This window comes from Inquilinus sp. KBS0705, assembly GCA_005938025.2.
Lineage (GTDB): Bacteria > Bacteroidota > Bacteroidia > Sphingobacteriales > Sphingobacteriaceae > Mucilaginibacter.
Map to the genome: position 1 here is coordinate 1,343,799 of VCCI02000001.1, position 22,487 is coordinate 1,366,285.

Annotated in this window: 23 protein-coding genes; 7 read left to right on the plus strand and 16 right to left on the minus strand. The window is 41.1% G+C overall.

Annotated elements, in window-relative coordinates; all coding sequences use genetic code 11:
* Nucleotides 1–7: 7 nt before the first annotated feature.
* From FFF34_005905 to FFF34_005950, 10 genes are all read right to left on the minus strand, one after another.
* On the minus strand, nucleotides 8–1,078 hold the full coding sequence (locus tag FFF34_005905) for a peptidase M19 (protein TSD66933.1): 1,071 nt from the start codon (nucleotides 1,076–1,078) through the stop codon (nucleotides 8–10).
* Nucleotides 1,079–1,087: 9 nt separating this feature from the next.
* Nucleotides 1,088–2,197, minus strand: coding sequence for a D-TA family PLP-dependent enzyme (locus FFF34_005910; GenBank protein TSD66934.1), 1,110 nt, complete (start codon nucleotides 2,195–2,197; stop codon nucleotides 1,088–1,090).
* Nucleotides 2,198–2,200: 3 nt separating this feature from the next.
* Nucleotides 2,201–2,665, minus strand: coding sequence for a RidA family protein (locus FFF34_005915; protein TSD66935.1), 465 nt, complete (start codon nucleotides 2,663–2,665; stop codon nucleotides 2,201–2,203).
* A 99-nt stretch (nucleotides 2,666–2,764) separates the two neighbouring features.
* Entirely contained in the window at nucleotides 2,765–3,859 is a 1,095-nt protein-coding gene (locus FFF34_005920; GenBank protein TSD66936.1) for a hypothetical protein, read from the minus strand.
* Nucleotides 3,860–3,932: 73 nt separating this feature from the next.
* The gene (locus tag FFF34_005925; protein ID TSD66937.1) at nucleotides 3,933–4,736 is read right to left on the minus strand and encodes a hypothetical protein; all 804 of its coding nucleotides are present in this window, start codon (nucleotides 4,734–4,736) and stop codon (nucleotides 3,933–3,935) included.
* A 13-nt stretch (nucleotides 4,737–4,749) separates the two neighbouring features.
* On the minus strand, nucleotides 4,750–6,294 hold the full coding sequence (locus FFF34_005930) for a phosphatase PAP2 family protein (protein TSD66938.1): 1,545 nt from the start codon (nucleotides 6,292–6,294) through the stop codon (nucleotides 4,750–4,752).
* Between the two features lie 7 nt (nucleotides 6,295–6,301).
* Nucleotides 6,302–7,243, minus strand: coding sequence for a hypothetical protein (locus tag FFF34_005935; protein TSD66939.1), 942 nt, complete (start codon nucleotides 7,241–7,243; stop codon nucleotides 6,302–6,304).
* Nucleotides 7,244–7,424: 181 nt separating this feature from the next.
* Nucleotides 7,425–7,976, minus strand: a complete 552-nt coding sequence (locus FFF34_005940; protein ID TSD66940.1) for a hypothetical protein — start codon at nucleotides 7,974–7,976, stop codon at nucleotides 7,425–7,427.
* Between the two features lie 88 nt (nucleotides 7,977–8,064).
* Complete coding sequence (locus FFF34_005945; GenBank protein ID TSD66941.1) at nucleotides 8,065–9,171, minus strand: family 43 glycosylhydrolase; 1,107 nt, start codon at nucleotides 9,169–9,171, stop codon at nucleotides 8,065–8,067.
* 8 nt (nucleotides 9,172–9,179) lie between these two features.
* Nucleotides 9,180–9,869: a class I SAM-dependent methyltransferase gene (locus FFF34_005950; protein ID TSD66942.1), complete on the minus strand. Its 690-nt coding sequence runs from the start codon at nucleotides 9,867–9,869 to the stop codon at nucleotides 9,180–9,182.
* A gap of 90 nt (nucleotides 9,870–9,959) precedes the next feature.
* Here FFF34_005950 and FFF34_005955 point away from each other — a divergent pair, with 90 nt between their 5' ends.
* Nucleotides 9,960–10,799 (plus strand): MBL fold metallo-hydrolase, encoded by an 840-nt coding sequence (locus tag FFF34_005955; protein ID TSD66943.1) that lies wholly within the window; start codon nucleotides 9,960–9,962, stop codon nucleotides 10,797–10,799.
* A gap of 120 nt (nucleotides 10,800–10,919) precedes the next feature.
* On the opposite strand, the gene FFF34_005960 is transcribed toward FFF34_005955, so the two are convergent.
* Nucleotides 10,920–11,123 carry a helix-turn-helix transcriptional regulator gene (locus FFF34_005960; GenBank protein ID TSD66944.1) on the minus strand — a complete coding sequence of 68 codons (204 nt, stop codon included), beginning with the start codon at nucleotides 11,121–11,123 and terminating at the stop codon, nucleotides 10,920–10,922.
* Nucleotides 11,124–11,126: 3 nt separating this feature from the next.
* Nucleotides 11,127–11,777: a DUF2975 domain-containing protein gene (locus FFF34_005965; protein TSD66945.1), complete on the minus strand. Its 651-nt coding sequence runs from the start codon at nucleotides 11,775–11,777 to the stop codon at nucleotides 11,127–11,129.
* Nucleotides 11,778–11,999: 222 nt separating this feature from the next.
* On the opposite strand from FFF34_005965, the gene FFF34_005970 reads away from it, so the two are divergent.
* The 6 genes from FFF34_005970 to smc all read left to right on the plus strand — a co-directional run bounded on the left by FFF34_005970 (nucleotide 12,000) and on the right by smc (nucleotide 19,142).
* Complete coding sequence (locus tag FFF34_005970; GenBank protein ID TSD66946.1) at nucleotides 12,000–12,860, plus strand: RNA polymerase sigma factor RpoD/SigA; 861 nt, start codon at nucleotides 12,000–12,002, stop codon at nucleotides 12,858–12,860.
* Nucleotides 12,861–12,924: 64 nt separating this feature from the next.
* The gene (locus FFF34_005975) at nucleotides 12,925–13,629 is read left to right on the plus strand and encodes a deoxyribonuclease V (protein ID TSD66947.1); all 705 of its coding nucleotides are present in this window, start codon (nucleotides 12,925–12,927) and stop codon (nucleotides 13,627–13,629) included.
* A 14-nt stretch (nucleotides 13,630–13,643) separates the two neighbouring features.
* Nucleotides 13,644–13,949 (plus strand): hypothetical protein, encoded by a 306-nt coding sequence (locus tag FFF34_005980; GenBank protein TSD66948.1) that lies wholly within the window; start codon nucleotides 13,644–13,646, stop codon nucleotides 13,947–13,949.
* The gene (locus tag FFF34_005985) at nucleotides 13,946–14,602 is read left to right on the plus strand and encodes an ATP-binding cassette domain-containing protein (protein TSD66949.1); all 657 of its coding nucleotides are present in this window, start codon (nucleotides 13,946–13,948) and stop codon (nucleotides 14,600–14,602) included. Before FFF34_005980 ends, FFF34_005985 begins: the two co-directional genes overlap by 4 nt.
* 10 nt (nucleotides 14,603–14,612) lie before the next feature.
* Nucleotides 14,613–15,407: a PhzF family phenazine biosynthesis protein gene (locus FFF34_005990; GenBank protein ID TSD66950.1), complete on the plus strand. Its 795-nt coding sequence runs from the start codon at nucleotides 14,613–14,615 to the stop codon at nucleotides 15,405–15,407.
* Between the two features lie 189 nt (nucleotides 15,408–15,596).
* Nucleotides 15,597–19,142, plus strand: a complete 3,546-nt coding sequence (gene smc / locus FFF34_005995) for a chromosome segregation protein SMC (GenBank protein TSD66951.1) — start codon at nucleotides 15,597–15,599, stop codon at nucleotides 19,140–19,142.
* Between the two features lie 72 nt (nucleotides 19,143–19,214).
* Here the strand turns inward: smc and FFF34_006000 are convergent, their stop codons facing one another.
* The 4 genes from FFF34_006000 to FFF34_006015 all read right to left on the minus strand — a co-directional run bounded on the left by FFF34_006000 (nucleotide 19,215) and on the right by FFF34_006015 (nucleotide 22,375).
* Nucleotides 19,215–20,744: a hypothetical protein gene (locus tag FFF34_006000; protein TSD66952.1), complete on the minus strand. Its 1,530-nt coding sequence runs from the start codon at nucleotides 20,742–20,744 to the stop codon at nucleotides 19,215–19,217.
* Between the two features lie 61 nt (nucleotides 20,745–20,805).
* Nucleotides 20,806–21,423, minus strand: a complete 618-nt coding sequence (locus tag FFF34_006005; protein ID TSD66953.1) for an HAD family hydrolase — start codon at nucleotides 21,421–21,423, stop codon at nucleotides 20,806–20,808.
* Nucleotides 21,404–21,712 (minus strand): hypothetical protein, encoded by a 309-nt coding sequence (locus tag FFF34_006010; GenBank protein ID TSD66954.1) that lies wholly within the window; start codon nucleotides 21,710–21,712, stop codon nucleotides 21,404–21,406. Before FFF34_006010 ends, FFF34_006005 begins: the two co-directional genes overlap by 20 nt.
* 3 nt (nucleotides 21,713–21,715) lie before the next feature.
* The gene (locus FFF34_006015) at nucleotides 21,716–22,375 is read right to left on the minus strand and encodes an ABC transporter ATP-binding protein (protein TSD66955.1); all 660 of its coding nucleotides are present in this window, start codon (nucleotides 22,373–22,375) and stop codon (nucleotides 21,716–21,718) included.
* Nucleotides 22,376–22,487: the final 112 nt, after the last annotated feature.

Consider the following 22,487-nt stretch of genomic DNA (forward strand, 5'->3'; position numbering starts at 1 on the left):
CTTTCGTTTATTTCCACGCGTTTCTTAAAAAGCGCAGCCAGTTACCATACATCATATTTTCAATATCCGTTTCGGTATAGCCACGTTTTTTTAATAGACCAGGTACCTTTTGCATATCGGCAATGGTTTCCAGGTCATAGGGGCATTGCTCACGCCCAAATGCGCCATCTAAATCGGTACCCATACCTACGTGCTGTGTATTGCCTGCAATCTGGCAAATATGATCGATATGATTTACCATAACATCCAAATTGCAATTCATTTTACGTGGCGTTGACTCTCCTCTTACCCAATTGGGCACCATCATCCAGGCATCAAGGGCTGCGCCTATTACCGCGCCACGGTCAATTAACGCCTTTATCATCTCATCGCTGTACTGGCGGTTGTGGTTTACCAATGCGCGGCAATTGTTATGGCTTGCCCAAATATTACCGCCAAAATTATCAAGTGCCTGCCAAAAGGCGTCATCGCATAAATGGGTGGCATCTAATATTATATTAAGCCGTTCCATTTCTTTTAACAAGTCGATACCATTTTGCCCCATTTTGCCTGTTGCATCGGTGCCATTGGCATACCTGCCGGGGCCGTAATGTGCAGGCCCTATTGCACGCAAACCATTTTGGTATGCCCCGTCTAAGTAACTTATGTCGACAATTGAGTCTGCACCTTCTAAACTTAATATATAGCCTATTGGCTTATTGGCGTTGTCTTCGCCATTACACCAATTTTGCAGATGCTTTTCAAGGGATTCCAGGTTGTATACCCGGTACATTTCGCCTGCGTCTTCCATGACATTATAGTAAGCCAGTTGCCCTTGGGTTTGTGCCCAGGCCTGCGCCGGTGAGTGCCAGCCGGGTAAAGTATTACCGGGTGCAACATAACGGCCTATTTGTGTAGCTACTACCAAGCCAATGTTGCCTTTACGCAATTCGGGGAATGATACAACTGCCTTGGCACGGTCGGGTTTATCAGATAACCCAAGTTCACGCTGGTTTATTTCGGCGACCGGCCGGGTAAGGTCGCGGTTCCATTCCAGGGCGTTCATACTTAAGTCTAAATGGGCATCAATAATAAACATTGTGTATTGCTAAATTGTTATTTTCCGGTCGCGCGCTATATTCAACCATTCACCCGTAACGTCTTCATTTTCAATAGTAATAGCGCGCTCATATAAAGCTATAGTAGGGCAAATGTGGTAAGGTAAGCCATATAAAATATCCCCTACTTTAAATTGATGATCTCCTCCTGCGTCTATTACTAAATGTTCTTCGCTTTGGCTTATAAATTTAAGTTTGGGTGCATTTAAAAAGTATATTCTTTTATTTAGTTCATTCTCTGCCGATACCGATTTATGCCCAACATCTAAACAAAGCTTAGTTTCATCGGGTAAGGATATAACGCGGGTAACGATCAACGCAGCTGTCTGAAATTCCTGCTCAGGGAATGCCAACTGATACCCCCTATCCCAATAAACAAAAGTACCGGGGCTGCATTCTACATCGTTACGCACGGCTAATATTGGATACGTTGGGGAACCGCCTGCAATTACAACCGGTTTAGCATGGCCATTAGCTTGTATAGCGGCAACAAGTTTAATAACAGGCGCCATAGCATTATCGCTCTTAATTTGCCGGGTTACATAATCACTATCGTGTATATGGCCGTCATAGGCATGCAAGCCTAATAGTTTTATCCCGTCCATAGCCATACATTCCTCATATAACAGTAAGGCGTCGGCAGGGATGATACCTGTACGGTTCATACCAATATTAAGATCGATATAAACCGGTATAGTTATATCAGCATTTAAAGCCGCTGTGGCGATAGTTTGGGCAGTAGCAACATTATCTACCACACAAGAGTAAGAAGTGTCCTTATAGGCTGTTATAAGCCTAATAAACCGTTTCAATTTTGGCCCCACCGGTTGGTAAGCCAATAGCACATCAGGGGCATCGCACATACCTAACATTTCGGCTTCGGAAATGGTTGCACATTTAAACCTGGTGATACCGGCCTGCAGCATTAATTTGCTAACCTCGGAACTTTTATGTGTTTTAACATGCGGGCGTAAACGCTGTACGTCAGTTATAAAGGTTTTTACCAAAGCAATATTGTGTTTTACCCTATCAGGGTAAACTACCAATGTGGGGGTATCCAGTTCGGCTACGTTATTAATATTGTACCAGTTATTGGCCATGGTTTAAACCAATTCAAATAAAGCTTCAATTTCAACAGGTATATTGTCGGGTAACGAGCCCATACCTACCGCACTGCGCACGCCTATACCATTGTCTTCGCCCCAAACGCTGGCAAATAATTCGCTTGCGCCGTTAATAATAAATGGGTGTTTCTCAAAATCTGATTTGCAGTTAACCATGCCCAATACTTTTATAACGCGTTTAACCCTATCCAGGCTGCCTAAATTAGCTTTAATGGTGGCCAGCATAGCTAAACCTACCTGCTTTGCCGCAAGCTTACCCTCTTCGGGTGTCATATCTTCGCCAATGCGGCCAATTATTAAGCTACCATCATCTTTTACTGTGCCGTGGCCCGATAGATACAGGTACTTGCCATCAATTAAACATGGTTTATAAACACCCAGCGGCTTTGGTGCGGGTGGCAGGCTTAAACCCAATTCTTTAAAGTTTTGTTCAGCTGAATTCATAATGTAAAACTATTATTTAAAAACAAATTAGCATCACCCATAAACAAAAAAAGCCCCCCGGTAAAACCAGGGGACTTTCGCTTTATATAACCCTTTTAACTAAAGTTTGAAAGAAATGCCGAAGTTGATAGAGTAATCTGCAAAGGCAGCATCACCATAGGTTACAATTCCGGTTTTTATTGAATTTTGCTTGTCGTTATAGCTTTGGGTACGCTTACGAACAACCGCAATTGGTACGTTGGCAAATATATTCATGCGCTTAAAGCTATAGTTTAACGAAGGTTCTGCTGATACAACGTAGCCAGGGCGGCGCCATTTCTCGCTTTTACCAATCAGGTCATAAGCGGGCACACCCTCTAAACGGCCACCGGCAGATATAGTAAATGCCTTGGTAGTACCGAATGAGTAGTTTGCACCTAACCTGGCTAAGTATTGGTCGGGTACGCTCATAATATCCGACTCCGCCAAGGTAGGGCTCAATAACTCTAAATAGGTACGTGTACCGTTAGTATTACGCGGATTGGCCATATAATATAAGTTGGTGTATAAGCCAAAGTTGTTAGTTATATTTAAAAAGCCGTTTACCTCGGCAATAATACCTACACCGCCGTCGCCTAACTGGATAGATTGATCTACCGGGCGTTCTGATGGGGTAACGTTATAAAAATGATCCATGTAGTTGTAATCGCCGGTAGGCAACTTAATACCTAAACCAGCCTGTATATTACCTTTTGTAGCTTTGTGGCTATCCCATATCCATCTGTCGGCTACAATACGCATATCGCCAAAACCGTGCGAATGTGTGCTATGCCTTTCGGTTAAACCATGCTCATACAATGATGAACGGGCGTTAATAAGGTAAGGTATACCAACCGTTACCGACCAGTATTTATCAAAGTTACGGGTAAGTGCAAGGTCGATAGTGGTTTGGTGATTAATAACCTCGTTACCTAATACCTGGCGTTGTTTCTGCTCTTCGTTGCCTTTAAAGTGGCGGAATGATTTAAAGTAACGGAATGATGAAGTAAAATACCAGCTCTGGTCAGACGCGGCAGTAGTATCAAGCATAGGATGTTCCATTGTTAGAAACGAACCGTTACCCCTAATAGCAACGCAACCTTGCGCGCTTGCGGTAGTGTTATTGATAAATAAATATAAAGCAACCCCGGTAAGGAGTTTTAAATATGATTTCATTGTGTTGTAGGTTAATAAGTGATACAACCTTAAGCTGCAACCTGTAAATACAGGATTTTGTAATTGCTAATAATTAATGTTTAAGTGCCCGGTTGAAAAAATGTATAGGAAACCCTGACGAGACCTGTTTTAGTGCAAACCAAAGCGCTATTAATGTACCGTAGCTCCCTCCACGTTCTATCCATTCAAACAATTCATAGTGTGGGTAAGGTAATTCGCTTACTATTTTCCATACTATAACTACTAACAGGATATTACGCACAGGGCTTATCAGCACTGTAAATGCGGCAGCAAATTCAAATACACCAATAAATTGTGCCAGCCTGCCTGGGTTAGTAAACCCAAGCGATGCATATTGGCTAAGCAATCCTTTTTTCTCTATTAAGTTTAACCAGCCATGGCCTGCTAATAACATAAAGCCAACTAATTTTAGGCAAAGTGTTACATTTTTTATTGAGGTTGCATCAATATCGGTGTCAGGATCAATTGGTTTAAATAGCTGTTTGAAGCTTTGCACACCGCCGGTAAGTATAAGCAGCGCAAGCGGGGCACCAAAATTACCTGCACGCTCAATAAACTCGGCAAAAGGCTCGCCTGATGCCGGCCGCAAAAAAGCCGTTAATGTACCCCAGATAACCAGCCATAAAGCAACTGCACGTATAGGAAAAAATAACATAGTTAAGCCCATGGTTATATCAAATACACCAACCCAGGGCATCAGGGTGTAAGCCATCTCTTTGCCTATACCAAACACCGCGAAATAATTACACCAAATTTGCTTGGTTATGATACCAAAAGCACCATGGCCAATAAAGCACATAGCAATTGCTATGCGCAGTATGTAATATATCTTTTGTTCGTTTTTAAGCGTTGCCATCTTCGTCAGTTCTTTAGTTGCCTGCTCCGTCTATTTTCGCACGGTTTATGGCGTATTGGCCTACTTTTACACCGGTTTGCAAACCAACTTCGCAATCGCTGCGGTAATGGATGGCTCCGTAAAGTCTAGACATTGCTGCCTCGTGTGCCATATCCATAAAAGCGTTTGCTTTTTCGGGAACCAAATAACCTAATATCGTTGCAGCTGCACCGCTAAAGTTAGAGTGACCTGATGTATACGACGGAAAGTTTGGTATACCAGTAAGCGTTTTAATATTCATTACCATTTGTGTTGGGCGAGGGTTAAAGTAGTAATACTTAGCATCCCAACATACAATGGCGGCGTCCATTTCGGCCATATTTAACAAGGCAAAATTACGTGCCCAACGCACTTCGCTGTAGTTGTGTTTTACAAACTCATCTGCTGCAATAGTGTTCCAATGACCCGGAGGGGTTACTGTACCCACGCCATCGGCCCAAAAGTTAACTATACGCTCATGCTCGCGGCTTTTGTCTTCACTCATGCGTAAAACCTCGTCCGATTCCTTTTTAAACTCAGGAGAACCAGTTGCATATGGTGCAGGCGGGCGCAATGCTACTACGGTAAGGGTATCAAATAAAAATGGCAAAACCTTTGTAAATAATGGCAACATTGGTGGCCTTTTTGGTAACTCCAAACTAACCCATGGGGTTAAGCCTTTGGCAGTGGTGGTAGTTTCAAGGCTTTTCCAGTAATCGGGTGTGCCGATTGCTTTACCGGCCCTATCGGTACGTGCACGTGCTAAAAATACTGTGGCAACTTGTTTACCTAATGCTTCGCCGGCATCCATATCAGAGCGCACATTAGCACCGGCCATTATACGATATAACTTTTCTTCGGCTACTTTTTGCTGTATATAAGCCAGATCGCCAGGGAAAAGCAATTCCATCATTTTAGCTGTAGCACCTGCTACAACAGCATCTTCGCTTGGGTACGATGGCAATGTTGATTGCGGCACCAAAGCCTTAACAGATGGGTTGTTTTTGTATGGGGCTAAACGGCCAAACTTCTTTTTAAACTTCCAGGCGGCCACCAAAGCATCGTATTGGGCTGCACTTACGTAAGCATAGGCACGTGCTGCATACGGCGGGTTTGAGAAAGGAAATAATGGGTAAGCTAATGGATTGGTAGCATCGGGGAAAGGATAGCTTCCATCATCGTTTTGATACGGTGGCAGATTGTGTTTAGCAACCAGTTCGCGTAGTATCTCGTTCCAACGTAAAACCGAACCGGCGCTCCAGTAGTTAATAATATTCTTTTGCTCGGTGGTTAGATTTTGCTGGTAGCTTTTTATCTCGTTAATATCGGCCGCGTAGTTTGGCGATGTAATTGGATCTGGCGTAGCTATAGTAAGCGTAGCCGTATCTATTAATATGGTTTTCCAGTTACCAGCATCGGCATCAATATTGGTAGGGTTTAGTTGCTTGTATAGCTGATTACGCTCTTCTATCGTTTTCTTACACGACGTATTAAAAAGAGCTGCAGATAAAAGCGTTATATATAGTATATGTTTTTTCATGGTCTTCTTATTTATCTGATTTATCCTTTTTAACAGCAAATACATAATACACGCCGCCAAAGATCGAGTTGTTTTGCCCTACGTTGCGGCCGCTTACTACGTGGTTACCACCTGCTGTAAATTCAAGCCCTTCAAGCGATTGAAAGCTGTATTTAAAAATTGCGCCTACCATAGTAGCATTCATTCGGTTACTTGGAAAAGGCATATTGTTTTTAGTGATATCAAAGCCACCCAACGAGGTTACTTTAGTCCAGGTACCTTCGGCATTAAATTTTAAACTGCGGTAACCGGCACTTAACAAAAAGTTGGTCGCATTTGGCATTGCCACCTGGTCGGTATAGTGCATTGAGGTGGTGTAGTACGAGTCGCGGTCAATAGTGATATTGTCTTTACGTACATATTGGCCTGCACCGGCAATAAAAAACCTACCCTCCTGATAATTCACCAATCCGCGTAGTGCTATGCTTTTACTTTGCATACCAATGGCAAGCGGTAAATAATCAGCCTCGTACTTATTTAATGGGATGCTTCCTGATAAAATACCATGTACGCTTAATAAACCTGTACCAACTTCTTGCTTTACGGCCATCCATTTAAAGGCAAGGCTAATGTCCTGCACACCGCTTTGGCCTCTAAGGGTACCTGCCGATGCATTGGTTTTTATATAAGGAACCATAAATAATAAATTGATACGGTTACTTAACCCATAGTTGCCGCCTACAGCGTAAACATTACTGCTAACTGTGCCTAAGTTTAAATTTTTGCGTCTAAAGGTTCCCTCCCAGTAATGGTCCCAACTGTTGTGTGTGTAAACGCCTGCTGCGCAAAAGTAATTTTTGGGTATCATTAAGGCATCTGTTTCGGTTTGGGCGCTGGCAAATTGTGAAAGGGCCATGCAAACCAAAACTGCCATACAATACCTGTATGTATTTTGTAAAATCTGTTTCATGAATAAGGATTAAAAGGATAAAAAGTTATATCAGGCATCAACTGCCAATCGTCTCAAAATCAGCAGTTGATGCATAATATTTATACCACAGCATACGCGATTACATAGCATTGATGACAAAATGAAAAAGCATCAATACAAATGTTAACGTAAGGCGATAAAAGTTCTTAAATAATATTAATCAACCGATGTGGTTTGGCGGTTTGCCGGGAGATTCGATGTATGGATTTGTTAAACCGATAGATATAGGGTTTTCCCTCTTTAAGGCGGAGTTTGTGAATGAAAGGAATTCATGATCAGCCACGGGCATATTACATTCAAACCCTGTAGCAACTTTTTTAACGGCGGATTCCTGCCCTTTTTTGCTTACCGGTACATCGCTCATATTTTTGGCTACGATAAGGTTGGCGTTTTCTAAGCGTGTTTTGGTTGGGTTGGCAATACAAACCAGGTACATGGTGTCTCTGGTCATTTTAACACCAACGTAATGATAATAATTATCCTTTAGCTGAATTTGACCTTGCACATGTTCATAGTCGGGCCAATCCTGTATACCCGGGGTTTTTACCGGAAGTTTTATTTGTACCAATTGTGTGGCATCTACTTTGTTTTCGTAGATACTTTTAACAATTTGATCTTCTGATTGGTGGATAAAATATTGAAAGATAAGGGTATAGCCACCTGTATTAAACAGGTGCATACTTAACAGAATTATAGCAAAAAACCTTTTCACTTATCTTTAGGGGGTATTAATTAGGTTTAATACAAGGTAAATATATATAATTAATTATTTAATGCAAATAAATTACAAAAAAACAAGCTTATTTACGCGGCTTGTATACGGCTACAGCTACTCTTGAGTCGGCGCAGCCATAATAAAGGAACCATTGTTGATGGAAAAACACTAATCCCTCCATAAAAACAGTACCTGCGGGGTATTGGCCGCTTTTTTCAAAAGGCTCTTTTGGCACAAAAAATGGTTTATCAAGCCTGTGCAATGGTTTTGTAGGGTCGGTAACCGAAAATATAACCTGGCCACCGCAATACGAATTACCCGTATAGTTTTTATCACCGTAATTGATATTGTTTTTACCATTATACAGTAACAAAATCCCTTTTGGTGTAACTATTGCCGGAGGGCCACACTCTGTTAAGTCACTATCAAAGTAATTTTTTCTTGGGGATATCAATGCTTTTAAAGTACTGTCGGCATTAATTAGCGGCTGCCAGTTTACCATATCGGTAGATGTTGCGGCATACACACCTGTTTCGCCCCAATACATCCAGTATTTACCATTTATTTTGGCAATAACCTGTTTACCACCAGCTATTTTTGTAATGATTGAAGCAGATTTACTGGCGATATTAAAAAACTTACCATGATAAGCTTTACGAAATATAGGCCCGTGCTTGGTCCATTTTTTCAGATCTTTTGAAGTAGCTACACCTAAGCGAGGGATATCATGGTTCCATTGTGTATAAAAAACCACGTAGGTGCCGTTCGCTGTCATAGCAACACGAGGGTCCTCGCAACCGCCTGTCCATTCAAACGCTTTCTGACTATCGTTATCGGGGTACAACACAGGTACCGGCGAACGTTTAACAGATGTGCCGGTACTGCTTTCCGCCAGTCCCAAACGCGACGTCCGCCCCCCTATCCCTGTCCCTGACTTATCCTCGGCCCGGTATAGGATATATATTTTACCGTTTTTAATGGTGGCAGCCGGGTTAAAGGTGTCGTTAGATTCCCAATCCATTTGCTTTTTGCGCATTGGGTCGTAAAAGCGGGTGGTACTATCCGGGCTAATTAATGGATTAACACCCGCTGGCCTAACAAATGGCCCGAAAGCCCAGGCTGGCAATTGCTGCGCGCTTGCAGCATTAAATGCAATAATAAACAGCGCTAATAATTGTAAATATCTTCTCATATAACAAATCAGTCTACCGGCGTTAACCGGGCTAAGTATTGGTCCATACTATCATCATACAAAATCTCCACCGTCCAGCCCCCCTGCCTGGCAACGTTTGTTAGCGCTACCTTATCTATATAAAGCCATTTAAACCAGTCTGTTTTTTTGCCTTTATAAGTGTATTGATACCATAGTTCACCATAATAGTTATCGGCAGGTAAATCACCATCGTACAAATAAGCAATATCGGATGAATCGAATAATAATTGGCCGCCCGGGTTCAGGAGATGTTTGGTTTGCTGTAAAAATAAGTGTAATTGTTTAATTGTGCCGCATAAACCAATACCATTCATCATTAATAATAAGGTATCGTATTTATGGCCTGTGTAAGTAAATATATCTCCTTCTATGGCTTTAACAACGCCACGCAGTTTCATAATATTTACCGCTTTGGCAGATATATCTAAAGCGGTTACATCAAAGCCCTGCGTTTGCAATATTAAAGCATGGCTACCTGCTCCTGCCCCAATATCAAGCACTTTACCATGGCATTTAGTCAAAGCTATTTGCTCCAGCTCGGGCATATCGGCGTAATCTCTAAAAAATACATCAAGCGGCATTTCTTCCTTTGGGCCATAGCGGTTATTTATCCAAAGTTTGTTGCTTTGCACATTTTCAAAATGATCTGACAACGCGGTTCCTAATATATCCTGCACGGTAATTATAATGGTGTTATATAACCCAAAGTAAGCAAATCCATTTAAGTATATTAAAGAAATATTAACTTCACTGCATAATTCATCAGCATGAAATTACATACCATTGATACCGGTTTTTTTAAATTAGATGGCGGTGCCATGTTTGGCGTAGTGCCCAAAGCTATATGGCAAAAAACAAATCCCTCCGATGAGAACAACCTATGTACATGGGCTATGCGCTGCCTGCTGATAGAAGATGGCAAACGTTTAATTTTAGTAGATACGGGTATAGGCAATAAGCAGGACGATAAGTTTTTTAGCCATTATTACCTGCATGGTAACGCAACAATAGATAGTTCGTTAGCTACAAAGGGTTTTCACCGCGATGATATTACTGATGTGTTTTTAACCCACCTGCATTTCGACCACGTTGGCGGCGCTGTAATTCGCAATGGTGAAAAACTACAACCTGCATTTAAAAATGCCAACTATTGGAGCAATCCCCAACATTGGGATTGGGCGGTAAACCCTAACGAGCGCGAAAAAGCATCGTTTTTAAAGGATAATATACTGCCAATACAACAAAGCGGACAGCTTAAGTTTATTGAGGCTGAGGATGGCGTGAAATTTACTGACGAAATAAGCATCCGTTTTGCCTTTGGCCACACAGATGCCATGATGCTGCCGCAAATTACCTACAAGGGCAAGCAATTATTATATATGGCCGATCTGCTGCCATCTGTTGGGCATATACCCCTGCCCTATGTTATGGCCTATGATATGTTCCCGCTTAAAACCCTAACCGAGCGTAAACTATACTGGAACGAAGCGGTAGAAAAAGAATACGTCCTATACCTGGAACACGACCCTATTAATGAATGCTGCACGCTGCAACAAACCGAAAAAGGAATTAGAGTTAAGGAAACATTTAGATTAGACGAGATATAGTTAAGAGACTAAAATCTAAACACCAAATTCTAAAATTCCAAACTCTAAAAATCTAACATTGAGAATACTATTAAAACTTAGAATTTCGGATTTAGAGTTTAGGATTTAGGATTTAAAAGTTTAAGATTGATACTCTAAAATATCTCCGGGTTGACAGTCCAATGCTTTACAAATAGCTTCGAGGGTTTCTATACGGATAGCCTTAGCCTTGCCGGTTTTTAAAATAGACAGGTTAGATATCGTAATGCCTACCCGCTCGCTTAACTCATTTAACGACATTTTTCGCCGGGCCATCATTACGTCGAGGTTGATGATAATTGGCATAGTTTAAATAGTTAGGTCTTGCTCTTCTTTTAAACGGCTGCCCTGTTTAAAAACTTCAGCGATAATAAAAACAAATATGGCCATTAATACTGCGCCTAAATCAAATGTAGATGTGTCAATTGCTTTAAGCGGCGGCAATACCAGGTAAGTTTTCTCGATGTAGTTTAACCGCTCAAACGCGTAGTTGGCAATGCTATATAATACTAACGCTATCCCAACATCACGCAGTACAATACTACAGGCCTCATTAAACATGGTTCCTTTGTATATAATAACCAACACCTTGTTAATGTTGCGCACTATTCTGATAAGCAAAATAAGGATAAATATAGCTAAGGCAACCATCACCACATCAAACCACCAGGGCGTATTTACCACATCTGGGTTTAGCCTAACATCGCCGACAACGCTTATATTTTGCACACTGTAATCGGTGCCGGCTTTTAATACCGTGTCTTTTTTACCTGTAAACGAAGCCCCGTCTAAAGCAACATGGCTCAATAATCGGCTATGGTGAGGTGTAGCATCCATGCTTCTGTATCCATCGTTCCAACCGTCTATAGCTCCCCTATAAGCATCAGGGGCAATATCCTTAAGCACTAAAAGGGCAAACACAACATAAACCAGTATTTGTAACAACCGTATTCTTTTCATAGTGATTTTATTACATGATACAAATAGAGCTAATGTTTATTATAAATCAAAATTTATTTATTGAATAGCAATAAATATTATCTATTTAACAATTAATAAAAATCATTTTTCATTTAATAGTAAAATACTGTGTTTATTAGTATTTAAATATTATTTTTAGAAACAAATTTGTACCTTTGCACGTTCAATTCTAAATATTAAGAATCGAGGTTAATTAAATAAATGAGACAACTCAAAATAACTCAATCCATTACCAATCGTGAGTCGCAGTCCCTCGACAAATATCTTCACGAGATTGGTAAAGTTGACCTAATAACTGCCGAAGAAGAAGTAATCTTAGCACAGAAAATTAGAGAAGGTGACCAGGCCGCATTAGAGCGTTTAACCAAAACTAACCTTCGTTTTGTGGTATCAGTTGCTAAACAATATCAAAATCAGGGCTTAACCCTTGGCGACCTTATTAACGAAGGTAACTTAGGCTTAATTAAAGCGGCTAAACGTTTTGACGAAACCAAAGGTTTTAAATTCATATCGTACGCTGTATGGTGGATACGCCAATCAATATTACAGGCTATTGCCGAGCAAAGCCGTATTGTGCGTTTGCCTTTGAACCAGGTAGGTTCGTTAAGTAAAATTAGTAAGGCCTTCTCTAAATTAGAGCAGGAGTTTGAACGCGAGCCTTCTCCGGAAGAACTGGCCGACATATTAGAAACCACTGTAGATAAAATATCTGACACGCTGAGCAACAGTGGCCGCCATGTATCTATGGATGCACCGTTTGTACAGGGCGAGGAAAACACGTTATTAGATGTATTAGAAAACCAGGAACCTAATACCGATTCGATATTGATCAACGAATCATTATCTGAAGAGATCAAACGTTCCCTTTCTACCCTAACCGAGCGTGAACGCGAGATAATTGTGCTATTCTTTGGTTTAGGTTCAAATCACCCGTTATCGTTGGAAGAAATTGGAGAAAAATTCAATTTAACCCGCGAACGTGTACGCCAGATAAAAGACAAGGCATTACAAAGGTTGCGCCATACATCAAGGAGCAAGATCCTTAAATCATACTTAGGATAACCTATAAGGTTAGCATTGAAGCCCCTGCTTAAACAAGCAGGGGCTTTTTTATGTTGTTAAATTTATGCTGCCATCCGATTATCAAAACCTTACCCCAGCCCAAGCCATAGCCTATCAAAACGAGTTGCGGCGGCAAATACAAATAAAACCACTTAATAAGGAAATAAGTATTATCGCCGGTGCTGATATTTCATTCAACAAGTACTCAAATGTGGTGTATGCAGGTATAGTACTGTTTAATTATCCTGATATGAGGATAATTGGCACCGCAACAACTATTTGTACCATCACGTTTCCATACATATCGGGCTTGTTAGCTTTTCGCGAAGTACCGGCATTACTGGAGGCATGGCAAAAATTAGATACTAAACCCGACTTATTAGTGCTTGATGAACAAGGAATTGCTCATGAACGGCGCTTAGGTATTGCCACACATTTTGGCTTATTAACTAACGTACCTACCATAGGCAGTGCCAAAAGCAGGCTTACCGGCAAATATGAAGAACCTGCAAACACACCCTTTGCCCAAAGCCCGATGTATGATAAAGGCGAATTGATTGGCATAGCCCTGCGCAGCAAAAAAAACTGCAATCCCATATACATTTCGCCGGGGCACAATATAGATATGCAGCAAAGCGTTGATGTGATTAAAAATTGCATTCGCGGTTATCGTATACCCGAACCAACCAGGCAGGCCCACCTGTTAGTAAATAAAATAAGGATAGAGGACGGAGATAATACTACTAAACAAATGGGACTGTTCGACTGATCACACAACAATAAATGGGCAACCTGCGTACACTTATTTGGTATTTTTACAAACCCATTTTATTGTGGAACCTGGCATTTACCCTTATTTGTGTGGGCTTAATTGCCTTTTACGGCACCAAAGTAAACAGCTTTGTTTTCTTTTTTAAATTAATGGGCTATGCATCAACCACCTTTTTGCAAAGCTACACTGCCAAAAATGTTTATATGTATTACCGCAACGCCGGTTACAGCATCCGGAAGATGTATGCCTATACTTACCTGATAGACTTTTGTATTTATGTGATATTATTAACAGCTTACCTTGCCACCAAAGCATGAACATACTAAAGGTAGATAGTGTTGAACTGGAATTTAGCGGCCGCAAAATATTGCAAAGCGTTTTTATCAACTGCAGCCAGGGCGAGGTGATCGGCTTATTAGGCCGTAACGGTTGCGGTAAATCATCACTGTTAAAAATTATTTTTGGCACGCTTACAGCACAACATAAGTATGTAAGTATTAACAACGAATTTATACATAAAGGATATATTAATAATCGTATAGCCTACCTGCCTCAACATAATTACCTGCCATCGGGTATATTGATAAGCAAACTTGCCCGTATTATAGTTGACCCTGTAACCTGGGATGAATTTACCGAACTGTCCATTTATAAACTCAGCTTTAATAAAACCATTGCCCAGCTTTCGGGCGGTGAATTGCGCCAGTTAGAAACCATGATGATCATTCACAGTCGGGCCGACTTTATTTTGCTGGACGAGCCCTTTACACACATCTCTCCTATCCAGGCCGATGAATTTAAACCGGTGATACGCGCTTGTGCTAAACGCAAGGGTATTATTGTTACCGACCACCAGTACCGCAATATTTTAGATGTGAGTGATAAAGTAATTTTACTGAAAGACGGCCACACAAAACACATTACCAATAATGATGAATTAATTACTTACGGCTATATTAGCGGTAATTAATCTAAGTATCATGACTATCCCAATTTACCAGGCCGATGCCTTTACCGATAAGCTTTTTGGTGGCAACCCTGCTGCTATATGTCCGCTAAACGATTGGTTACCCGATGATGTTATGCAAAAAATAGCGTTAGAGAACAACCTGGCTGAAACTGCTTTTTTTGTAAAAAATGCCAATGGCTACTTGTTACGATGGTTTACGCCCGAATTGGAGATTGACCTTTGCGGCCATGCTACATTGGCTACAGCGCATATACTGTTTACGCAATTGGGTTATGATAAGGATACCATTTACTTTGATACGGTGAAAGCTGGAACGCTTGTAGTAAAACGCGATGGCGATAAATATTCGATGGATTTTCCATCAAGGCCGCCATTTGCGGCAGATATGCCCGAGGGGCTGGTAGCATCATTAGGCGGTGCTAAGCCCAAAGAGGTTTTACGCAGCCGCGATTATATGCTGGTTTACGAAACCGAAGAAGATATTTTAAATATGGTGCCCGATCATTCTGCCTTAGCTAAGATACCTACACTCGGCATCATAGTAACCGCACCCGGTAAAAATGTTGATTTTGTATCGCGTTTTTTTGCCCCTGCAGCCGGTGTGCCCGAAGACCCGGTAACCGGCTCGGCACATTGTAACCTGATACCTTATTGGGCCGCCAGGCTGGGCAAAAGCAAACTGCATGCCTACCAGGTATCTGCCCGCAAAGGCGAACTGTGGTGCGAGCTAAAAGGCGACAGGGTAATAATGGCCGGCAAAGCGGTTACGTATTTGCGCGGCGAGATACAAATCTTGGCAGATTAACGGTTATTTTGGCTAAAACTATTCAAATCACGAATTTCGAGTAATTAAAACGAATTAAAACGAAAAAAAACGAATTAAAATAAAAAGAAACGAATTATATACAAAAATCTGCAATGGATTTAGGCTTGGGTGCTCCATATTTTTTGCTTATTTTCCGAACTTAAATTTTCAGTACACGCAACCCTATTAATGCAACTTACCAAGTTAGAAATCAAGGGCTTCAAAAGCTTTGGCGATAAGATCACCATTAATTTTAATGAGGGTGTTACGGCAATTGTAGGCCCTAATGGTTGCGGCAAGTCAAACGTGGTCGATTCTATCCGCTGGGTTTTGGGCGAACAGAGCACACGTGCACTGCGGTCAGATAAAATGGACAACATCATTTTTAATGGTACTAAAAGCCGTAAGGCAGCCAACCTGGCCGAGGTATCATTAACGTTTGACAATACCAAAAACGTACTCCCTACCGATTTTTCGCAGGTTACCTTAACGCGCAGGCTTTACCGTACCGGCGAAAGTGAGTACCGTTTAAATGATGTGCAATGCCGTTTAAAAGATATTACCGATCTTTTTTTAGATACCGGTATTGGTGCCGACTCCTATGCTATCATCGAACTAAAGATGATAGATGAGATCATTAACAATAAAGAAGGCTCGCGCAGGAATTTGTTTGAAGAAGCATCGGGCATATCTAAATATAAGCTACGCAAAAAACAAACCTTTAATAAATTAAAAGATACAGAAGCCGACCTTGAACGCGTAGAGGACCTGCTTTTTGAAATTGAAAAAAACTTAAAGACCTTAGAGAACCAAGCCAAAAAAACCGAACGTTATTACAAGCTACGTGAACAGTATAAAATGTTAAGTATATCGCTGGCATCATTCCGTATAGCCAGCTTTAGCAAGTCGTTAGCTCAAATTGAAGAGAAAGAACAGGTACAACGACTCGAAAAATCGGGCTTTGCTACGCAGATAGACACGCTTGAGGCTGAACTACAACAGCAAAAGCTGGATAGCCTTACCAAAGAGAAAAATCTGGCGGCACAACAAAAAACCACAAACGAGTTTACCAGCAAAATACGGGCCTACGAAAGCGAAAAACGTGTTAAGAACGAGCAATTAAAAAATCAGCAGGATAAAGAAACACGGTTGAAAGACGAACTAGAGCGCGACAACAATCAGTTTAAGCATGTTCAATATAATATAAAGCGCCTTACAGAAGAAAAGCTGCTGGAAGATGAGAACCTGCACACCATTACCTTGCGCGTTGCCGAATTAAAGGAAGCCGTTGATGAATTAAGATTACAGCAAACTGATGCCCGTAACCAATTAAACGAGTTAAATGCCGTTAACAGCCGCTTGCAAAACCAGGTTTATAAAGCCGAAAAAGATATCGACATACTAAACATTCAACAACAGGCGCTTGAGCAGGAAAGCCAGCGTAATATGGAGGACACTACCAATAAAGAGGCGGAACTTTCGCACTTCAATAAGGTAGTTGCCGAGTTGGGCAGTAGAGTTGATACTTTGAAAGGTGAATATGAATTAGCAGTTGATGCCGAAACCAAATTGCAAGAACAGATAGCTGAAACAGAAACAGAATTAAAAACCGTTAACGACAGTATTGCAGCTGATGGCCGTAAATTGGACGCTAAGCAAAACGAGTACAATTTAACTAAAAGCCTTGTTGACAACCTTGAAGGGTTTCCCGAATCTATACGTTTCCTAAAGAAGGCAACAGGATGGGCCAAAACAGTCACGCTGTTTAGCGATATATTGTTTTGTAAGGAAGAATACCGGGTAGCTATAGAAAACTACCTGGAGCCATTAATGAACCACTATGTGGTAAACACTTACGATGAGGCCATAGCAGCTATAAACTTGCTAAGCAATTCGGCAAAAGGCAGGGCGCAGTTCTTTATATTGGATAAATACACCTCGCTTAATAGTGCTGCAAACGAGAAATCCTCAATTGCGGGTGCTATCCCCGCCCTATCGGTGGTTGAGGTTGAAGATCGTTATAAGCCGCTTTGTAACCACTTGTTGAAGAATGTTTACCTGGTTAACGATAACACTAAGCAGGACATAAATGCATCAAAATTGGACAATGATGTGGTGCTAATAGGTAAAAGCGGCAAGTTCAACAAATCTAAATACACTATGGCCGGCGGTTCGGTTGGTTTGTTTGAAGGTAAGCGCATTGGCAGGGCAAAAAATTTAGACAACCTGCTTAAAGAAATAAAGCAAGCCGAAAACCGCATTCATAATTACAAGACCAACGCCGAGGAGCTACAAAGCCGGCTGGCCGCCTTAAAAGCATCAAATAAAGCTAACGAGGTGCGCCAGAAACAGTTTGAGCTAAATCAACTGAATACCGAACTGATAACTGTTAAAACAAAACAGGAACAATATCAGGCGTTTATTGAGAACAGCCTTAACCGTAAGCAAGATATAGCCAATAAAGTAGCCGGCATAATTGAAGAAATAGCCAATATTGGCCCGCAACTAGCCGAACTTAAAACCCAAAAGGAAATACAAAACGATTTGATGCTGGATAAGCAACAAGCGTTTAACGAGCTTAATGAAATGGTTTCGGTACAATCAAACACCTATAACCAGGAAAATATCCGTTTTCATCAGCAACAGAATAAGGTTTCGGGTTTGGTTAAAGATCTGGAGTATCGCGAAACCCAATTGGAGCACTTAGATATCCGCATCAAACAAAATAGTGCCGAACTTGAAAAAGTAAAGGCACAAATAATGGAAAACCTGCAACAAACCGGCGATAGTGACGAAAGCTTGCTGGAAATGTACGAGCAAAAAGATGCCCTGGAAAAGGCCACCGCCGAGGCCGAGCAGGAATATTATGCATGGCGGGCTAAGATAACCGAAAGTGAGAATGAGGTGGTTAAATTAAGGCGCCGCAAAGATGATACAGAAGCTATTGAGAACGAGCTTAAAGACCAGCGCAACAACCTTAAGTTAGAGCTTAATGCGTTAAAGGAGCGCCTTTCTGTAGAGTTTAATGTTGACATTAACGATTTGCTGGATGTTGATAGCAACGAAACGGAGAATGAAGATGACATACGCGAACGTACCGAAAAGCTTAAAAGACAATTAGACGATTTTGGCGCTATAAACCCAATGGCCGTTGAAGCTTATAACGAAATGAGCGAGCGCCACGAATTTATACAGTCACAAAAAAAGGACCTTGCCGAAGCTAAAGCATCTTTATTAGCTACCATACAGGAGATAGACGATACTGCTAAAGAGAAATTTATGGCAGCCTTTACCATGGTTCGCGAAAACTTTATAAAAGTATTCCGGTCGTTGTTTAACGAGGAGGACTCGTGCGATTTAACACTGAGCGACCCTGAGCACCCGCTGGAATCTGAAATTGACATTATTGCCCGGCCAAAGGGTAAACGCCCATTATCCATCAATCAACTATCGGGTGGTGAAAAAACATTGACAGCCACGGCTATCCTATTCTCACTTTACCTGTTAAAGCCCGCTCCTTTCTGTATTTTTGATGAGGTTGATGCGCCACTGGATGATACCAACATTGATAAATTCAACAACATTATACGTAAATTTTCAAAGGAATCGCAGTTCATTATCATATCGCACAACAAGCGCACCATAGCCTGTACCGATATTATTTACGGCGTAACAATGGTAGAACAAGGCATATCGCGCGTAGTACCTGTGGATTTAAGGCAATTGGCAGATTAGCTATCTATAAAGCATAAAAAAGGCGGTCCCTGATAAAATCTGAGACCGCCTTTTTTGTGGATTTATATTATTTTATTTCTTGTTTAATTTTTTCAGCTTGATCATGCCGTTAAATTTACTGACATTCATTTTTATAGCTGCCTGGCTGCTTTCGGCAACAGAGAATGTTTTAGCACCCGACAGGCTTTGTATTCTTCTCCCGCTTACTGCAAAAGTACCGGTTTTAACATAACCTATAGCATCAGCAAGTAGGCCTTCAGTTGGGTCACCAAAATCTTTGGTTACATCATCCTGATCCTCGTGCCCTGGATATGAAGGGGAGCCAGGTGTCATCCCGGCGTAATAGCCACCTTTATCTAAAGCGTTTTTGGTTTCAAAGTTTGGCACATATAGCTGATATTTATTAATATCAAGGCCAAAGAAACCAACAGGTTTACCGTAACTGGTGCTGCCAATTAACTTCACATCCATTTGTGGTAAAATGTTATTAATAGTAAGTTCGCTTGCCGAAGCTGTGCTACTGGTTACTATAAAAAATACCCTTGTCGCATTTAACGATCCTGCTTTTTGAAACATTACCTTGTTGTTAGCAGGTAAGAAATCGTCAGGACCGATATTATATATCTTGCTCAATAACGGATGCTTGTTATTCTGCAGGTTGTCTGTATAATAAGTGGTGTACATTAACGATCCGTTTTTTGATGATGGAACTATAAGGTTACTCAAATACTCTGCTGTTGATACGTATCCCCCGCCATTATAACGAAGATCTACCACCAAATCGGTAACACCCTTTGAAGCAAACGTACTGAAAGCAGCGTCAAGTTTAGGTTTGGCGTTTGCATCTGATGTAAAGGTGTTGAATACTATGTAGCCTATTTTGTGCCCGTTTCCGGCATCAATAACCTTGGTTGCCAACACCGGATTTACCGTGTAGTTGGCCGTGGCTATGGTAACATCAAAGGTCGTAGCATCGGGCCTTTTAAGGGTCATGGTTACACTGGTGCTATTAAAAAGCGCGTCAATAACAAAATTTAAATTTGTACCTGAGCCGTCACCGTCGTAAGTTAAGCCAGATCCTGTCCGGCCGTTTATAGCCACTATTTGGTAGCCCCTCTTTAAGCCTTTAGCAGCAGCCGGAGAGCCGGGGTAAACATATTTAACACGTAGGTCTGTGTAATCATTATAAAATGGTGCAAAACCAAAGTCGCCGTTGGTGCCTCCTAATTCGGTAGATACTGAGCCGTCATCTATAAAAGAATATTTAGCTGTTCCGGGGTCTGAATTAGAATATTCGTATGGCTTGCCTGTAGCCGGATTAATTTTAAACTGAGATATGGCATCAACCTCTTTTTGTAAGGCTGTTAAATCATCACTACCGGTGTACGAGCGAGGTTTAAAGTCGGCATAACTTGGCAACGCATCGTTCCAATAGTACGTTTCTTTTGAATATAGGTAAACCGAATCTTTAATCAGGTCTAATGTCGAACCTACCTTTGTTGGCTCGGTAGGGTCGGTTGTACCGGTACCAGGTTTATCTTTTTTGCAAGCTGTAAAAGCTATTGCCGAAAGCAATATGATTGAGTAAAATATTTTGCGCATGTTATATAGTGTAATATGTGTTACTTAACGGTTTTGTTATTTGTATTATTATAGCCGGCATTTACAATAAGTCGTTTACATTAATGTAATCAATGCCGGTAGCTTCTGCACATAACCTGTCGGTTTCCGAGTTTTCTATCATCAGCAGGTCGCGCCTTTGTAAATTATGTTGCTGCATCAATAAATGCAGTACGTCCGGCTCTGGCTTTGGCGATGTTTCGTCTGCAAAATAACAAACTAAATAAGGTTGTAAACCATGCCACTCTACTTGCCTTAGCTTATTTAATTGTTGCTGCGGGTTGCCGTTGGTAACAATAAACAACTTTTTACGGTCGGTGACCACCTCTTGCATAAAGCTAAGCATATTTTGGTATAATAGCAGTTTTAACGGAAGCTTAGCGGTTAACAATAGCACCTCTAAATTTTTTCGATACTTCTCGTCAACCTTTAAAACATTAACCAACTCATCAAAAACAGCATCGCCGCCTTTAGTATTATACGTATTAACCATCAGGTCGGTTGTCTCTTTAGCGTCATTTAGATCGGTATACTCCAACAAGTTAGCAAACAGGTAATAAACCTGGTAGTAATAGTCTTTTTCGGGGTAAAGTACATTATCCAGTTCAAATACAAATGCCTTTTTGCGTTCATCTATATCGCTATATTTCAATCGTGCCATTAACTAAGCTAATATTATACTCTTTAAATAGTTGTTCTGATAGCAAAAGTACATCCGCCTCTGCTTTATTTAAGAGGTAAACTGTTTCTATATCATTATCTAAACACAGCGCCAGCATTAAGTGCGTGTAACTATCTGCCGCCGGGTTGGGCAATTGCAGCATTCCTTGTTTTTCCAGCATAAAAGCGGGTAATTCAAGGTAGTCGCCTAAAATTACATCGGGGCTGTTTAGCTTGCTTTTTAGCTTGTGTGCCAATGCGGTGGTAGCTGCGGTTATCAGTATTTTCAAGTTTTATAAGCTATTTACTATCAAACCATCCTTCATCAATATAGTACGGTCGGCCATACCGGCTAATTCCTCGTTGTGGGTTACTATTACAAATGTTTGGTTAAAGTCTTTTCTTAACCTTACAAAAAGTTCGTGCAATTCTAACGCATTTACCGAATCGAGGTTACCCGATGGCTCGTCGGCAAAAATAAGTGCCGGCTTATTAATTAATGCCCTTGCTACAGCCACACGTTGCTGCTCCCCTCCCGATAGTTCGGCTGGTTTATGGGTAAGCCTATGGCCAAGCCCCAGCATCTCCAGTAACTCTTTTGCCCTTGTTTCAGCTTCGGCGCGCGGTACACCAGCTATAAATGCAGGTATACAAACATTTTCAAGCGCGTTAAACTCTACCAATAAATGATGGAACTGAAAAATAAAGCCAATTTTATGGTTACGAAACTCGCTCAGCTTTTTATTATTAAGCTTACTAACCTCTACACCATCAATATACAACTGGCCCGAGTCGGCATTATCTAAAGTGCCCAAAATATTAAGCAACGAACTTTTACCTGCGCCGGATGCCCCTACTATGGTAACAATTTCGCCGCGGTTAACTTCAAGGTTCACCCCTTTTAAAATATGCAGCTTGCCGTATGATTTATTTATTGATTGTGCTTTAAGCATTGCCAAAGTTAAATTTTTGGTTGTAAAGGTTGTAATAGTAATATGGGTAATTTGGTTTTAGCTTATGGTATTTATTTAAATAATGTAAAACCTTTAAAACTCTTATCACTTT

What these genes read in the sequence shown, in the direction of transcription:
- FFF34_006015 (TSD66955.1), bottom strand. Translation starts at nt 22,375, where the DNA reads ATGCTTAAAGCACAATCAATAAATAAATCATACGGCAAGCTGCATATT.
- FFF34_006000 (TSD66952.1), bottom strand. Translation starts at nt 20,744, where the DNA reads ATGCGCAAAATATTTTACTCAATCATATTGCTTTCGGCAATAGCTTTT.
- FFF34_005905 (TSD66933.1), bottom strand. Translation starts at nt 1,078, where the DNA reads ATGTTTATTATTGATGCCCATTTAGACTTAAGTATGAACGCCCTGGAA.
- FFF34_006005 (TSD66953.1), bottom strand. Translation starts at nt 21,423, where the DNA reads ATGGCACGATTGAAATATAGCGATATAGATGAACGCAAAAAGGCATTT.
- FFF34_005925 (TSD66937.1), bottom strand. Translation starts at nt 4,736, where the DNA reads ATGGCAACGCTTAAAAACGAACAAAAGATATATTACATACTGCGCATA.
- FFF34_005915 (TSD66935.1), bottom strand. Translation starts at nt 2,665, where the DNA reads ATGAATTCAGCTGAACAAAACTTTAAAGAATTGGGTTTAAGCCTGCCA.
- FFF34_005935 (TSD66939.1), bottom strand. Translation starts at nt 7,243, where the DNA reads ATGAAACAGATTTTACAAAATACATACAGGTATTGTATGGCAGTTTTG.
- FFF34_005980 (TSD66948.1), top strand. Translation starts at nt 13,644, where the DNA reads ATGGGCAACCTGCGTACACTTATTTGGTATTTTTACAAACCCATTTTA.
- smc (TSD66951.1), top strand. Translation starts at nt 15,597, where the DNA reads ATGCAACTTACCAAGTTAGAAATCAAGGGCTTCAAAAGCTTTGGCGAT.
- FFF34_005965 (TSD66945.1), bottom strand. Translation starts at nt 11,777, where the DNA reads ATGAAAAGAATACGGTTGTTACAAATACTGGTTTATGTTGTGTTTGCC.
- FFF34_005985 (TSD66949.1), top strand. Translation starts at nt 13,946, where the DNA reads ATGAACATACTAAAGGTAGATAGTGTTGAACTGGAATTTAGCGGCCGC.
- FFF34_005920 (TSD66936.1), bottom strand. Translation starts at nt 3,859, where the DNA reads ATGAAATCATATTTAAAACTCCTTACCGGGGTTGCTTTATATTTATTT.
- FFF34_005930 (TSD66938.1), bottom strand. Translation starts at nt 6,294, where the DNA reads ATGAAAAAACATATACTATATATAACGCTTTTATCTGCAGCTCTTTTT.
- FFF34_005960 (TSD66944.1), bottom strand. Translation starts at nt 11,123, where the DNA reads ATGCCAATTATCATCAACCTCGACGTAATGATGGCCCGGCGAAAAATG.
- FFF34_005975 (TSD66947.1), top strand. Translation starts at nt 12,925, where the DNA reads ATGCTGCCATCCGATTATCAAAACCTTACCCCAGCCCAAGCCATAGCC.
- FFF34_005990 (TSD66950.1), top strand. Translation starts at nt 14,613, where the DNA reads ATGACTATCCCAATTTACCAGGCCGATGCCTTTACCGATAAGCTTTTT.
- FFF34_005955 (TSD66943.1), top strand. Translation starts at nt 9,960, where the DNA reads ATGAAATTACATACCATTGATACCGGTTTTTTTAAATTAGATGGCGGT.
- FFF34_005945 (TSD66941.1), bottom strand. Translation starts at nt 9,171, where the DNA reads ATGAGAAGATATTTACAATTATTAGCGCTGTTTATTATTGCATTTAAT.
- FFF34_005910 (TSD66934.1), bottom strand. Translation starts at nt 2,197, where the DNA reads ATGGCCAATAACTGGTACAATATTAATAACGTAGCCGAACTGGATACC.
- FFF34_005970 (TSD66946.1), top strand. Translation starts at nt 12,000, where the DNA reads ATGAGACAACTCAAAATAACTCAATCCATTACCAATCGTGAGTCGCAG.